We start from the raw sequence: 14,648 nt of genomic DNA on the forward strand, positions 1-14,648 counted from the left end.
GCTGTTGCAAACGGCCTTAATTCCCGCCATCACAACAGTTATGCTCGCTCTGAGTGGGTAAAGGGGGCTATCTTGGCTCCAGCCGACAAAAAAACAAAACGGGAGTAACCAATGACCCTGATGAAATCCTTGATGGGTGCCGCAGCCGCAGTCGCGATGACAGCGGGTGCCGCAATTGCAGAACCGGCCCTGATCTTTGACCTGGGTGGTAAGTTCGACAAATCGTTCAACGAAGCGGCCCATAACGGCGCGTCACGTTGGGCCAATCAGACCGGCGGTACCTACCGCGAGATCGAGCTTCAGTCCGAAGCCCAGCGCGAGCAGGCCCTGCGCCGCTTTGCCGAAGCCGGTGCCAACCCGATCATCACCATGGGTTTTGCAATGGCCGATCCGCTGTCTGCTGTTGCAGGCGACTATCCGGACACCAAGTTCGTCGCGGTTGACGTAACCTGGCTGGACGCGCCGAACATCCGTCAGATCGGCTTTGCCGAGCATGAAGGCTCGTATTTGGTCGGCATGATGGCCGCGATGGCGTCCAAGTCCGGCACCGTCGGCTTTATCGGCGGCATGGACATTCCGCTGATCCGCCACTTCGGTTGCGGCTATGCACAGGGCGCCAAGGCCGTGAACCCGGACATCAACGTGGTAGCCAACATGACCGGCACCACCCCGGCCGCATGGAACGACCCTGTAAAGGGTTCGGAACTGACCAAAGCCCAGATCAGCCAGGGCGCTGATGTAATCTATGCGGCTGCCGGCGGCACCGGTGTTGGCGTTCTGCAAACTGCGGCGGACGAAGGCATCCTGTCGATCGGCGTGGACAGCAATCAGAACCACCTGCACCCGGGCAAGGTCCTGACATCGATGCTGAAACGTGTGGACGTTGCTGTTTATGAAGCGATGAAAGCGGGTGAAGACCTTGAAACCGGCGTATTCGCCATGGGTCTGGCCGAAGACGGAGTTGGCGTCGCAATCGACGATAACAACCGCGAGCTGGTTCACCCCCAGATGGCTGATGCCGTAGAAGCTGCACGTCGTGGCATCATCGACGGGGACATCTCTGTTGTCAGCTACTACGAGAACGACAGCTGCCCGGCACTGCAGTTCTGATATCGCATGGGACGGGGAATTTTATCTCCCGTCCCAACTCACTCTGCCGCTGTTTGACTACGCGGCCCTTCGGCAATTGAGGGCAAGACATGACCGTCCCCGCCATTGAGCTCAAAGGGATTTCCAAAGCCTTTGGGCCGGTTCAGGCCAACAAAGACATTTCCATCAGCGTCGCCCCCGGCACGATCCACGGGATCATCGGTGAAAACGGTGCGGGCAAATCCACGCTGATGAGCATCCTCTACGGGTTTTACAAAGCCGACAAAGGCGAGATCTGGATCAACGGGACAAAGACCGAAATCCCTGACAGCCAGGCCGCGATTGCCTCGGGGATCGGGATGGTGTTCCAGCACTTCAAACTGGTCGAGAATTTCACCGTTCTGGAGAACATTGTTCTGGGCGCTGAAGACGGCGGGCTGCTGGCCCCGTCTTTGTCCAAGGCGCGCAAGGAACTGAAAGCGTTGGAAGAAGAGTACGAACTTTTCGTGGATCCGGACAAACGCATCGACGAGATCGGCGTGGGCATGCAACAGCGTGTCGAAATCCTGAAAGCCCTGTATCGCAAGGCCGAGATTTTGATTCTGGACGAGCCGACCGGCGTTCTGACCCCGGCCGAGGCTGATCAGCTGTTCCGCATCCTTGACCGTCTGCGGGCCGAGGGGAAGACCATCATCGTGATCACGCACAAGCTGCGTGAGATCATGGAGAACACCGATACGGTCTCTGTCATGCGCCGCGGGCAGATGACTGCGACGGTCAAGACCGCCGACACCAGCCCCGAGGAACTGGCCGAGCTGATGGTTGGCCGGAAGGTCCTGCTGCAAGTCGATAAAGTGCCCGCCCAGCCCGGCAAACCTGTGCTGGAGATCGAGAATCTGCGGGTGAGCGATCAGGCGGGTGTAGAGCGCGTCAAAGGTATCGACCTGACGATCCGTGCCGGTGAGATCGTCGGCATCGCCGGTGTTGCGGGCAATGGTCAGTCCGAATTGCTGGAAGTTCTCGGCGGAATGCGACCGGGGCAGGGGTCCATCAAGCTGAACGGCACCCCACTGGCGCTGAGCGGACCGGGTTCGGACGGGCGCGCGCGCCGCGATCAGCACATCGCGCATGTCCCCGAAGATCGGCAGCGCGAAGGTCTGATCATGAATTTCCACGCTTGGGAAAACGTCGCCTTCGGCTATCACCGTGACCCTGCCTACAAGCGCGGCATTTTCATGGACAACGCTGCCCTTCGGGCCGATACCGAGGCCAAGATCGAGAAATTCGACGTCCGCCCGCCCAACCCGTGGCTGACAGCCAAAAGCTTCTCTGGCGGAAACCAGCAGAAAATCGTCGTTGCCCGCGAGATCGAGCGCAACCCCGACCTGCTGCTGGTCGGCCAGCCCACACGCGGTGTGGACATTGGTGCGATCGAGTTCATTCACAAACAGATCGTCGCACTGCGTGATCAGGGCAAGGCAATCCTGCTGGTCTCGGTCGAGCTGGAAGAGATCTTCTCGTTGTCCGACCGGATTGCGGTGATGTTTGACGGACATATCATGGGCGAACGTCTGCCCCATGAGACAGATGAAAAAGAACTGGGCCTGTTGATGGCCGGTGTGGCGGGAGAGGCCGCGTAATATGGAAAAAATGCCCAAATGGGCCGATGTTGTCCTGATCCCGCTGATCAGTCTGATATTGGCCGCAATCCTCTCGGCACTGGTCATCCTGGCCATCGGTGAAAACCCAGTCGAGGCCGTGAAGCTCATGGTTTCCGGCGCGCTTGGGTCGACCTATGGCTGGGGGTACACCCTGTATTACGCGACGAACTTCATGTTCACGGGGCTGGCGGTGGCCGTCGCCTTTCATGCGCGCATGTTCAACATCGGCGGCGAAGGACAGGCCATGCTGGGCGGCCTTGGGGTTGCCATCGTCTGCCTTTATGTCCCCTGGCCACACTGGAGCATTGCCCTTCTGGCCGCCTGCGCCGCGTCAATGGTTTTCGGTGCGGCATGGGCTGCGATCCCGGCCTATCTGCAGGCCAAGCGCGGCAGCCATATCGTGATTACCACGATAATGTTCAATTTTATCGCAGCGGCGGTTCTGAACTATGTTCTGGTCAATGTGATGCGCCCCCCGGGGGCGCAGGATCCGGCGACCGCCCGGTTCCCCGAAGCCGTTCATCTGCCTACGTTCCAGTCCATGTTCTCGACGGCCGAAAACGTTCTGTTCAAAGGTGCCCCGGCCAATATCACCTTCTTTGTCGCCGTTCTGGCCTGTTTCGTGGTTTGGGCGCTGATCTGGCGCACCCGGCTTGGCTATGAAATCCGGGCCTATGGTCATTCGGAAACCGGGGCCGTCTACGCAGGCATCTCACCCGTGCGCATTACCATCATCGCCATGCTGATCTCGGGCGCGCTGGCTGGCCTTATGGCCATCAACAACGTCATGGGCGAGGCGGAGCGACTGGTTCTGAACTCGACCGAGGGTGCGGGTTTCATCGGTATCGCGGTGGCGCTCATGGGGCGGTCTCATCCGTTCGGGGTGTTTCTGGCGGCAATTCTTTTTGGCTTCCTGTACCAGGGCGGCGCCGAGTTGGCGTTCTGGACCAGTATTCCGCGCGAGTTGATCGTGGTGATTCAGGCCCTGGTGATCCTGTTCACCGGCGCGCTGGACAACATGGTTCGTATGCCGCTTGAAAAACTGTTCCTGGGCATGCGGAAAGGAGCTGAGTGATGGAAACATTCCTGATCATCATCCAGGTCCTGGACTCAACCATTCGCCTGGCAACACCGCTGCTGCTGGCCTGTCTGGCCGGGCTCTATTCCGAACGGGCGGGCGTCTTCGACATCGGACTAGAAGGCAAGATGCTGATGGCGGCTTTCTTTTCCGCCGCCGTGGCAGCAGTGACCGGGTCGGTCTGGCTGGGCTTGTTGGCAGGTGTTGCCGCATCTTTGGTTTTGTCCGCCCTGCACGGCGTTGCGTCGATCACATTCCGGGGCAATCAGTTGATCTCGGGCGTGGCGATCAATTTTCTGGCGGCGGGGATGACCGTTCTTGTGGCGCAAAGCTGGTTCCAGCAGGGGGGGCGAACACCTTCACTGATCGGCGGCGGACGGTTTGGGCCGATCGAATTTCCCTTTGCGGAAGCATTAAGCGGTGTTCCGTTCATTGGCCCGATTTATTCCGAGTTGCTGTCTGGGCACTCGATTCTCGTCTACGTCGCCTTTCTGATGGTGCCTGCCACTTGGTGGATCCTGTTCCGCACCCGGTTCGGCCTGCGACTGCGCGCCGTGGGTGAAAACCCCGCCGCGGTGGATACGGCCGGTGTTTCCGTTGTGGGGCTTCGCTATGCCGCTGTTGCCATCTGCGGCCTGCTTTGCGGGATCGCCGGTGCCTATCTGGCCACCGCGCTTCAGGCCGGGTTCGTCAAGGACATGACAGCCGGGCGTGGCTTTATCGCGCTGGCGGCCCTGATCTTTGCGAAATGGAGACCCTGGCACGCGATGGGGGCCTGCCTTCTGTTCGGTCTGCTTCAGGCCATCGCTCTGCGATTCCAGAACATCGATCTGGGTGGGGTTGTCATACCGGTGCAAGTCATGGACGCGTTGCCCTATATCCTGACCGTGGTGATCCTTGCCGGGTTCGTGGGCAAGGCCGTGCCGCCACGCGCCGGGGGCGAACCCTATGTGAAGGAACGCTGATAGGTCCAGTTCCGACTAGTATCTCAGTCCTGTTCGCTGCAGAGCGGCATGCAGAGTTGATTTTGCATGTCGCACCCGCTCTAAAGGGGTATGCAAACGCCCCCTTTCATAACCCGGTCTGCAGACAGGCTTTTTTCGCTTTCCGAATCCTCGGACTCTGGCTCCGGGATTGTTGTGCGGGTCAGTCTGTCTTTGCCGCAGGTGGGTCATAAACAGAGATTGTTCGCCCAGAACGCTGCCAAGACCGTGCCGGTGCGTCGCACTTGCGGCCAGACCCATTGCAATAAGACGGGCTTTGTCACATTACACGACCACACCCAGCCCGTTTAGAGAACATCATGCAGATTTACCTTCCAATCGCCGAAGTATCCGTGAACGCCTTTCTGCTGTTGGGTCTGGGCGGAATGGTGGGCATTCTTTCCGGCATGTTCGGAGTTGGCGGTGGGTTCCTTATGACCCCGCTGCTGTTCTTCATAGGCATCCCTCCCGCTGTGGCGGTTGCAACCGAGGCCAACCAGATCGTGGCGTCGTCGTTCTCTGGCGTGTTGGCGCATTTCCGGCGAAGGACCGTGGACTTTCGAATGGGTACCGTGTTGCTGACCGGAGGTCTGATCGGCGCGGCGCTGGGCGTTGTGGTGTTCAACTACCTCAAAAGCCTGGGTCAGGTCGATTTGCTGGTTACACTGTGTTACGTCGTGTTTCTGGGTGTCGTCGGTAGCCTGATGTTTATCGAAAGCCTCAACGCGCTGCGCAAGTCGAAGAAGGCCGGAGGTTCGCCTCCCAAGCGACGTCAGCGCGGCTGGGTTCACGCCATGCCGCTCAAGATGCGCTTTCGGACTTCGGGCCTGTATATTTCGGTCATTCCGCCGGCGCTGGTCGGTCTGTGCGTCGGCGTGCTGTCCGCCATCATGGGCGTGGGCGGCGGGTTCATCATGGTGCCTGCGATGATCTACCTGCTGGGTATGCCGACCAAGGTCGTTGTGGGAACATCGCTGTTTCAGATCATTTTCGTGACGGCGTTTACAACAATGCTGCATGCCACCACGAACTACACTGTTGATGTGGTCCTGGCGGTGCTTCTGCTGGTTGGTGGAGTTATCGGGGCGCAGATCGGCACGGTCATCGGATCGCGCATGCCGGCCGAGCAGTTGCGTGTTCTGCTGGCGGCCCTGGTGCTTGCCGTATGCGGAAAACTTGCGCTGGACCTGTTGCTTCAACCCTCCGAGTTGTACTCGTTGGGCGATGCGGGAGGGCACTGATCATGATGCGTTATCTGATCGCCGTTCTGAGCCTTATCTGCCTGCCTGCGCATGCAGAGGATGAGCAGGTCGTTCTTGGCCTCAGCCAGGACCGGGTTGCAATCACCGCAAACTTTGACGGTTCCGAAATTCTGATTTTCGGGGCGGTCAAGCGCGAAGCGCCGATCCCGCCGGGCCCTCCGCTGGAAGTGATCGTTGCGGTCGCCGGGCCATCCAGCCCTGTAACGGTGCGAAGAAAAGAAAAGCGGCTGGGTATCTGGGTGAACACCGACAGCGTGTTGGTCGATCTGGCACCCAGCTTTTATGCCGTTGCAACCAGTTCACCGCTGAATTCCATCCTGTCGGACGTAGAAGACCTGCGCCACCGGGTTTCGATCGAACGTGCCATCCGGTCGGTGGGTGCCGCGATGCATATTCGCGGCGCGCAGGACTTTGCGGATGCGGTTGTTCGAATTCGCGAGCATGAGGGCCTTTACTCGATCCGAGAAAACACCGTGGCTGTAGATGAGCAGACCTTGTTCAGAACCTCGATCGACATGCCTGCAGACTTGACCGAGGGCGATTATGTCGCGCGCATTCTGCTGACACGCGGCGGAGAGGTTGTTTCCCAATTCGAGACGGTGATCGACGTGCGCAAGGTTGGACTTGAACGGTTTCTGTTCAACATGTCCCGCCAACAGCCGGTCTGGTACGGTCTGATGTCGCTTGTCATCGCGATCTCGGCCGGGTGGGGCGCCTCGACCGCGTTCAGATTGCTGCGCGAGAAGTAAACCTTTAGCCCCGGCCGATGTAAGGCATCGTGGTGGCCATCACCGTCATGAACTGAACATTCGCCTCGGGCGGCAGCGAAGCCATATGCAACACAGAGCGTGCCGCATCCTCGACAGACATAGTCGGGTCCGGGGTCGTGCCTTCTGCCATCGCCGCGTCGACCAGGCCCTGCACTATTTGCGTGCGCGCGTTGCCGATGTCGATCTGGCCGCAGGCAATTCCAAAGCTCCGCCCGTCCAATGACAGGCTGCGGGTCAATCCGGTGATCGCGTGTTTCGTCGCCGAGTAGTGGACCGAGTTGGGACGCGGGACATGGGCCGCTATCGAACCGTTGTTGATGATACGCCCGCCTTGTGGCGACTGATGGCGCATGATGCCAAAGGCCGCCCGGGCACACAGGAACATCCCGTTGAGGTTCACGTTGACCGAGTTGTACCAGTCGTCCAGCGCGATCTCGTCAATGGTTCCGCCAGGCGCGAAGATGCCCGCGTTGTTGAACAGCACGTCCAGACGGCCAGCCTGTTTGGTGAAAGTATCGAAGGCGGCGGCGACTGCGTCCGGGTTCGTTACATCGGCAACCAATGGGACAGCGTTTTCGTGAGACTCTGACATTGCCGTCAGAACATCGGCACTGCGCGCCAGAAGGCCGACGCGCCAGCCTTCCTTCAGAAACAACTCGGCGGTTGCCCGGCCGATACCGGAACTTGCGCCGGTTACGATGATGGTCTTCATGTGTCTTCAGCCTCGAGAACCAGAGATGCCACGGGGGCTGTGCGCAGGTCATCAACGCGCAGCGGATGAGTCGGCTTGGACAGGCGGTTGCGCACGACCCAGATCAGCCGTTCCTGCGCGCGGGTTATGGCCACATAAGCCAGGCGCTTCCACAGGGGTTGTCCCGCCTCGGTACGACCCATTCTGGCGGCAGCGTAGATATCGGGCGCAAAAACCTGAACCGTGTCCCATTGCGACCCCTGCGCTTTGTGAATCGTCACGGCAGCACCATGCAGGAAGGTTGCCCCCATACGGGCGGCATAGGGGATAAACGGCTCTTCCTCGTCCGGTTTCTCAATCTTGACGATCGAGGCGGCGCTGACCTGCGGGTCTTCAGCCCCCATAACATGCAGACGCGAAAAACCCGGTTTGCGCCCGGGACCCAAATAGATGACCTGCGCGCCCTTGATCAGGCCGCGCGCTTCCAGATCCAGCCGCTTCTTGCGGTGTTTCAGCGGCAGTTCCAGACCGTCGCAGATCAGGGGTTCACCCTCCAGCAACTCGGTGTCGGGGGCGCCGTGAACATGCCGGAAGGCGTTGATCAGGCGAATGCGCGTGGCGTTGCGCCAGACCAGAACCGGGCTGCGCGCCATCAGGTCAACCTCGACCCGCTGCCCCCAGACGACGCGGTCATCCTGCCTGGCGGTCTGCTCGACCAGCCTTTCGAAATCCTCGAACCCCATCGCCGGGTCCGCCAGTGCATGGGCAAGGTCCAGAATCGGGTTATCCGCATCCTGCCGGTGGACCCGGTGCAGTGTCAGCTTCCGAGGCTCGGGCAGAGCTTCGAATACCATGCTGCCGGACTGGTTCACAGGCGCAAGCTGGGCCGGATCCCCGAACAGCAGCAGGGTGGGGAAAATCTCTTTCAGGTCCTCGAACTGCCGGTCATCCAGCATCGAGGCTTCGTCGACAAACCCGATATCGAGCGGTTCGTCCCGGCGTTTCCACCCGGTAATGAAGTCCGAACCCCGCAGTCCGGCAGCGGCCAGCGCCCCGGGGATGGATTTGTTGTTGGCATAGAATGCCGCAGCCCGGTCGAGCGCCTCATTCGTCAGCCCCTCGATTTCAGGGCGTTCGTCATTGCCCGCCAGCCATTCGGCAATACGTTCATATTCCGGGTCGTATACAGGCGTGTAAAGGATGCGGTGGATGGTTGTTGCGGGAACCCCGCGCAGGCGCAGAACGCTGGCCGCCTTGTTGGTCGGGGCCAGAATGGCAAGGCTGCGCTTGTCTTTTGACTTACGGCTTTCAAAGTCGCCAGACACGATCTGAACACCGGTTTCGGCCAGCGCCTTGAACAATTCAGCCAACAGCAGTGTTTTGCCTGACCCGGCCTTGCCGATCACGGCCATCGTTTCTGTCTTTCCACCTCCGGGCGGCCTGAGCAGCGCGTCATCGTCAAGGTCGACGCCCGCCGATTTCAGCATCTCGGAAATGCTGTCATAGGCGGCGGCCTGATCATCGGAAAAGGTGACAAGAGGCAAGGACATGGCGCGACCCTACAGGGCCGCGTCAGTCACCACCAGACGCGGAGTCCGCTTTTCACGAATTCAGGCCGAAAGCGCGAACCGATGTTGCGCACTGCCCCCGAACGCTGCACGAAACCACAGCCGGGACAGGTCTCGGGAAACCCCCGCCCGTTCAGCCACCCGGTTGCAGTCCTCGGCTGAATAGGGCCACAGCCCGACCGAGATCTGATCCCGGCCCTTGCCCTGCGACCCCAGCACCACCGGCGAAGACCCTATCAGACGGTAGATCCGGATCATCCTTGCGTCGAAGACACCGGCAATATGGGTCAGGCCAAATCCTTCCATCACTTCGCCACCGCTCAGCATTATGGCACCTGCCGTGTGCGGGCTGGCATTGCGCGACAGGCAGAACCGCGTAACCTCCCAGATCAGCGGGCTGCGGATAGTACTGCCGCCCGTCAGATGACCAAAGACATCGTTTACCATGACCGGGCCGGTTGTCGGCAGTATCCGCATCGAACCGCCATGGCTGCCATCGGGTTCTTCCCAGATGACATAAAGCGGGTTCAGATCGTCATACCGATCCCGTTCTTCGCCGTTTTCGTCGACATCAACATCCCATCCCAGCCGGGTCTTGAACTGATCGGCGCGGTCCAGAAACATCCCCTTGGCCAGTTTTGGAAATTTATGCAGTTCGTCAGCATATACATAACGCAACATGACTTGTTCCCCTCGTCGTCCTGTGCAGGAACGAATGGGGTACAAACCCGTGGTTAATTTCCCGTTTGGTGACCGCGCGTTGCTTAAGTGGCTGTTAGGACTCGCCGTTCTGGTATTCCCGGCTATGCGCCTCACGGTCTTCTCGGATTCGGGCCAGTGCTTGCCGCAGAAAGGGAACGCGATTGGGGCGAAAGCTTTCTTCCGTGATCTTCATGTCCTGCATCCGGTCCAAGCGGAAAAACCGGAAATCCCGGCGCAGGTGGCACCAGCTCAGCAGAATGCTGGCCCGATCCATATAGACGATGCTGAGCGGATTGACGCGCCGCGTGGTGGCATCGCCTTTTGCATCGGTATAGGCGAACTCGACCGTGCGTTCATCCCACGTGGCCTGCCGCAGATCAGGGACATGAATCGAGGGCGTGGCCGGACGGTCAAAACGTGTTGCTGTCAGCACCGCATGGCTTAGCCTGTGGGACTGGCGCTGTGGCAGGCGGCCCTGCAATTTGCGCAGCGCCGCGCTGGCTGCGTCGGACAGGGCAGGGTCCCCGATCTGCTGCACTTCGCGCAGGCCAAGAACAAGGGCTTCAAGTTCATCATCGGTAAAACCAAGCGGTGGCAGGGTCGCGTCTTCGATCAGGGTGAACCCAAAACCGGCCTCTCCGTCGATGACTGCGCCAAGGCCGCGCAATGTGTCTATGTCGCGGTGAACCGTGCGGGCCGAGACACCAAGATCCTGCGCCAGTTGTGAGGACGTTCTGGGAGACGGGCCCGAGCGCAGGGCCTGCATCAGTTGGAACAGTCGGGTGGTTCGGGTCATGATGCAACTTAGCCTAAACCTGATGTCAGTTTCTGTCATCAGTCGGAGTTATGCATCGACCATCCCATTTAGGAGCGATTTTGATGCTGACCCTTCTGACCTTCCCATCCGCCTTTGGCCAATACAGTGCCAGCCCCTTTTGCGTGAAAACGGCTCTCATGCTGCAGCACTCCGGCCAGTCGTGGCAACGGTCGGATCTTCTGGATCCCCGAATGATGCCGCACCACAAGCTTCCGGTGTTGCGCACACCCGACCGGTTGGTGCCGGACAGTGACCTGATCCGGGACTGGCTGGAGGCGCAGGGCGCCGAATTCGACCTGGGCCTGAGCGACATTCAAAAGGCGCAATCGCGTGCTTTGGTGCGAATGGCTGAAGAACACTTGTATTTTCAGATCGTTCTGGACCGCTGGGGCAATGACGAGGTCTGGCCGATCCTGCGAAACACGTTCTTTACCTCTGTACCGGCTTTGATCCGAAAGCCGGTTTCCAATGCCATCCGAAAATCCGTTCTGAAAGGATTGCAGGCGCAGGGGGTTGGCCGATTTTCGGTTGCTGAACGGATGGAACGGATCGAGCGGGATCTGGAGTCCATCGCCGCATTTCTTTGGCAATCTCCGTTCCTGCTGGCGGAACACCCGACATCGGCGGATATGAGTGTTGGACCAATTCTCGCGGCGATGCGAGCGACACCGGCGGACACTCCGCTGACGCGGCGGATCAAACAGGATAAACTGCTGAACAGCTATATTGACCGCATGGAACAGGCGATCCCACTGATATGAGACCTTTTGACGACCCGGCAGTGGCACAGGCTTTCGAGGATCTGCCCCAGAGCACCCGAAAGGGTGCCCTGATCCTGCGAGAGCTGGTCTTTGAGACCGCAAGCGATCTGGAAGCCGCGCAGCCATTGACCGAAGCGTTGCGCTGGGGCCAGCTTGCCTATCTGGCGCCCAAGGGATCGACAGTCCGGCTTGGTAGCCACAAATCCGCCAGCTTCGCCCTGTTCGTACATTGCCAGAGCCGGTTGATGGGCGATTTCACCTCGGCCTTTCCCGGTGAGGACCGGATCGATGGCAATCGGGCCGTGTTGTTCGATGACATTGGCCAGATCGACGAAACCCGTCATGGGTGGCTGATCGCGCGGGCGCTGACTTATCACCTCTGACGGCGTTTGCGTTCGACCTTGCGCTTGATCTTGTCCTTCTTGCGCTTGGTGCTGACCGCCTTGCGCCGGGTTGCCCGCTTTGCCGGCCCCCGTCCGCGCGGCAGGGCCTGATCGTCAATCGACAACAACTCCAGTTCCAGCCCGCCAGTCACAGGCGTCGCTTCAGTCAGACGAACGGTGACACGCTGACCTATGGCGATGATCAGGCCGGTGTCCGACCCCATCAGGGTTCCGGCCTCGCGGTCGAAATGGAAGAACTCCCGACCCAGTGAGCGCACCGGCACCAGCCCGTCCGCGCCGGTTTCATCCATCTTCACGAAGGCGCCGAACCGGGCGATGCCGCTGATGCGACCGGTGAACTCATTGCCCACCCGCTCGCTGAGATAGGCGGCAAGATAGCGGTCGGTTGTGTCCCGTTCCGCCATCATCGAACGACGTTCGGTGTCCGAGATTTGGGTCGCAGTCTCTTCCAGGCGGTCGATGTCATCCTCGGTCAACCCGTCCTTGCCCCAGCCATGGGCCGAGATCAGCCCGCGATGCACGATCAGGTCGGAATAGCGACGGATGGGCGAAGTGAAATGCGCATAGTTCCGCAATGCCAAACCGAAGTGGCCGAAATTCTCGGGGTTGTAATACGCCTGCGCCATCGACCTGAGGGTGGTGAGGTTGATCAGTTCCGCGTCCTCGGTTCCGGCAGCGGCGTTTAGCAGCGCGTTCAGGTGGCGTGTCTGCAACACTTGTCCCTTGGCAAGGTTGAGGCCCGCGGCCTGAGCCGTTTCGCGCAGGCTTTCCAGCTTTTCGGGGGCAGGTTCTTCATGCACCCGGAACAATAGTGGCTGGCGCTTGGCGATCAACGTCTCGGCGGCGGCGACATTGGCGAGGATCATGAACTCCTCGATCAGTTTGTGTGCGTCCAGACGTTCGCGGAAGGCCACGCTCACCACCTCTCCGCTGTCGCTGAGGACGATCTTGCGTTCGGGCAGGTCAAGTTCCAGTGGTTGCCGTACCGAGCGCGCCTTTTTCAGCGCGGCATACGCAGCATAGAGCGGTTTCAGAACCGGTTCCAACAGGGGTCCGGTACGGTCGTTGGGATTACCGTCAATAGCTTCCTGCACTTCGGTGTAATTCAGCGAAGCAGCAGAGCGCATCAGGGCCCGAACGAAGCGGTGGCCGATCTTGTTGCCATCCGCGTCGATCTGCATTCGCACGGCGATACAGGCGCGCGGAACACCTTCGTGCAGCGAACACAGATCACCCGACAAACGATCCGGCAGCATCGGCACGACCCGGTCGGGGAAATAACTGGAATTGCCGCGCTTGCGCGCCTCGCGATCCAATGCCGTACCTGGCTGCACATAAGCTGCCACGTCTGCAATCGCGACCCAGATGACATGGCCGCCGGGGTTCTTGGGATCGTCGTCGGCATGTGCATAGCAGGCGTCGTCATGGTCCCGTGCGTCCGACGGGTCGATGGTCAGCAACGGCATGTCCCGCAGGTCTTCGCGTCCTTTCAGGCCGACGGGTTTGGCCTTGTCAGCCTCGTCAATCACCTTGTCCGGAAAATCATCAGGTATGCCGTGCTGATGGATGGCGATCAGCGACACGGCCTTGGGCGCAGACGGATCACCCAGCCGTTCCACGATCCGCGCACGGGGCAGGCCCATGCGGTTCTTTGGCCCGGCCTGTTCGGCCTCGACCAGTTCGCCGTCTTTCGCGCCCAGCACCGCGCCATCGTGAACCAGCCATTCGGTCTGGCCGGTCTTGTCGATGGGAACGATCCGCCCGCCCTCGGCACCTTTGCGGAAGATGCCGACGATCTTGCGCGGGTTGGTTCCGATACGGCGGATCAGTCGCGCCTCGTAATTGTGGTCTTCCTCATGCACCACCGTCAGGCGAGCCAGGATGCGGTCCCCTTCGCCCAGCGCCGGATCGCTGGCGCGGGCGACGATCAGGACAACGGGCTCGACCCCTTCGCCATGCCATTCCAGCGGACGTGCAAACAGATCGCCGTCAGCGTTCGGCGCCTTCACCTGCAACACACTGACGGGAGGCAGACGGTCGGGGTCGCGATAGCTGCGCTTGCGCTTTTCCAGATGCCCTTCGGCCTCTAGCTCCTTGAGGATACGCTTGAGGTCAATTCGGTCCGCGCCCTTGATGCCAAAGGCCTTGGCGATATCGCGTTTCGAGGTCAGGGTGGGGTTCGCCGAGATCCAGTCCAGGACCTCCTGCTTGGTGGGGATGCGAGTCATGATTTCGGCCTAGCACGGGGATGCGACCGCGTCATGACCAAAAAAGCAGTCGTGTGGATCAGGTTTGCAGATCTGCGACGGTATCCACGTCGTTCAGATAATCCAGCAGCGCGAAGCTGCGATCGGGGATCGAGGCGAGTGTGTCCGCCAGCGCGTGTTCCGTCGACCAGCGCACGTTATTGAACAATCCGGGTGGCAGCGCCGCTACGCCTTGCGCACCAACCAGCCAGTACCCGCCATCTGTCGCAGGTCCAAATACCATTTGCGTCGCCCCCAGGGCGCGAAAGGCGCTTGCGATGTGGTTTCGGGTAATGCCCGGTATATCGGCACCGATCAGGCAGACGGGCCCGTCCGGAGCGCTGCGTAACATCCGGGCCATGCGGACGCCCAGATCGCCTTGCCCTTGCGCGACGCGCGGCAAATCGGCGGGCCAGATCCGGCTGGCCAAACCCTCCTGATCGGGTGAAACGGCCAGCATGATCTGCCACCGAGGATCGCGCAGCCGCCGGATCAGAGCCCTTGCCTGATGCCGAAACCACCACGCTGCACCAACCATGCCGATATCCCGACCCAGTCGCGTCTTGACCCGACCCGGGCGTGGTTCCTTGATCATGATAATCAAAGTGCGTTGCAT

Annotated in this window: 14 protein-coding genes; 8 read left to right on the forward strand and 6 right to left on the reverse strand. The window is 60.3% G+C overall.

The window, feature by feature from the left end; all coding sequences use genetic code 11:
• Positions 1-111 precede the first annotated feature (111 nt).
• The 6 genes from ACR0CG_RS19750 (at position 112) to ACR0CG_RS19775 (ending at position 6,822) form a co-directional block, all read left to right on the forward strand.
• On the forward strand, positions 112-1,110 hold the full coding sequence (locus tag ACR0CG_RS19750; RefSeq protein WP_170615671.1) for a BMP family lipoprotein: 999 nt from the start codon (positions 112-114) through the stop codon (positions 1,108-1,110).
• 89 nt (positions 1,111-1,199) lie between these two features.
• The gene (locus ACR0CG_RS19755) at positions 1,200-2,729 is read left to right on the forward strand and encodes an ABC transporter ATP-binding protein (RefSeq protein ID WP_170615669.1); all 1,530 of its coding nucleotides are present in this window, start codon (positions 1,200-1,202) and stop codon (positions 2,727-2,729) included.
• 1 nt (position 2,730) lies between these two features.
• The gene (locus ACR0CG_RS19760; protein WP_170615667.1) at positions 2,731-3,825 is read left to right on the forward strand and encodes an ABC transporter permease; all 1,095 of its coding nucleotides are present in this window, start codon (positions 2,731-2,733) and stop codon (positions 3,823-3,825) included.
• Positions 3,825-4,793: an ABC transporter permease gene (locus ACR0CG_RS19765; RefSeq protein ID WP_170681850.1), complete on the forward strand. Its 969-nt coding sequence runs from the start codon at positions 3,825-3,827 to the stop codon at positions 4,791-4,793. The genes ACR0CG_RS19760 and ACR0CG_RS19765 overlap by 1 nt, the downstream gene beginning before the upstream one ends.
• A gap of 338 nt (positions 4,794-5,131) precedes the next feature.
• Entirely contained in the window at positions 5,132-6,052 is a 921-nt protein-coding gene (locus tag ACR0CG_RS19770; RefSeq protein ID WP_170615663.1) for a sulfite exporter TauE/SafE family protein, read from the forward strand.
• Positions 6,053-6,054: 2 nt separating this feature from the next.
• Positions 6,055-6,822 carry a TIGR02186 family protein gene (locus tag ACR0CG_RS19775; protein ID WP_480527016.1) on the forward strand — a complete coding sequence of 256 codons (768 nt, stop codon included), beginning with the start codon at positions 6,055-6,057 and terminating at the stop codon, positions 6,820-6,822.
• 4 nt (positions 6,823-6,826) lie between these two features.
• Here the strand turns inward: ACR0CG_RS19775 and ACR0CG_RS19780 are convergent, their stop codons facing one another.
• The 4 genes from ACR0CG_RS19780 to ACR0CG_RS19795 form a co-directional block, all read right to left on the reverse strand.
• Entirely contained in the window at positions 6,827-7,555 is a 729-nt protein-coding gene (locus ACR0CG_RS19780; protein ID WP_480527018.1) for an SDR family oxidoreductase, read from the reverse strand.
• The gene (locus tag ACR0CG_RS19785) at positions 7,552-9,084 is read right to left on the reverse strand and encodes an ATP-dependent DNA helicase (protein WP_480527020.1); all 1,533 of its coding nucleotides are present in this window, start codon (positions 9,082-9,084) and stop codon (positions 7,552-7,554) included. The genes ACR0CG_RS19780 and ACR0CG_RS19785 overlap by 4 nt, the downstream gene beginning before the upstream one ends.
• Before the next feature lie 60 nt (positions 9,085-9,144).
• Positions 9,145-9,783: an acyl-homoserine-lactone synthase gene (locus ACR0CG_RS19790; RefSeq protein ID WP_480527021.1), complete on the reverse strand. Its 639-nt coding sequence runs from the start codon at positions 9,781-9,783 to the stop codon at positions 9,145-9,147.
• Between the two features lie 94 nt (positions 9,784-9,877).
• A complete protein-coding gene (locus ACR0CG_RS19795; protein ID WP_480527023.1) occupies positions 9,878-10,600 on the reverse strand; it encodes a helix-turn-helix transcriptional regulator in 723 nt (240 codons plus the stop codon).
• A gap of 83 nt (positions 10,601-10,683) precedes the next feature.
• Between ACR0CG_RS19795 and ACR0CG_RS19800 the strand changes: the two genes are divergently transcribed.
• Positions 10,684-11,382 (forward strand): glutathione S-transferase family protein, encoded by a 699-nt coding sequence (locus ACR0CG_RS19800; protein WP_480527024.1) that lies wholly within the window; start codon positions 10,684-10,686, stop codon positions 11,380-11,382.
• Positions 11,379-11,765, forward strand: a complete 387-nt coding sequence (locus ACR0CG_RS19805; protein ID WP_480527025.1) for a DUF1801 domain-containing protein — start codon at positions 11,379-11,381, stop codon at positions 11,763-11,765. Before ACR0CG_RS19800 ends, ACR0CG_RS19805 begins: the two co-directional genes overlap by 4 nt.
• Here ACR0CG_RS19805 and rnr read toward each other — a convergent pair.
• A complete protein-coding gene (gene rnr, locus ACR0CG_RS19810) occupies positions 11,756-14,014 on the reverse strand; it encodes a ribonuclease R (protein WP_480527027.1) in 2,259 nt (752 codons plus the stop codon). The genes ACR0CG_RS19805 and rnr overlap by 10 nt on opposite strands.
• Before the next feature lie 58 nt (positions 14,015-14,072).
• Positions 14,073-14,648: a TIGR04282 family arsenosugar biosynthesis glycosyltransferase gene (locus ACR0CG_RS19815; protein WP_170619580.1), complete on the reverse strand. Its 576-nt coding sequence runs from the start codon at positions 14,646-14,648 to the stop codon at positions 14,073-14,075.

Source organism: Ruegeria sp. AB8 (assembly GCF_056542605.1).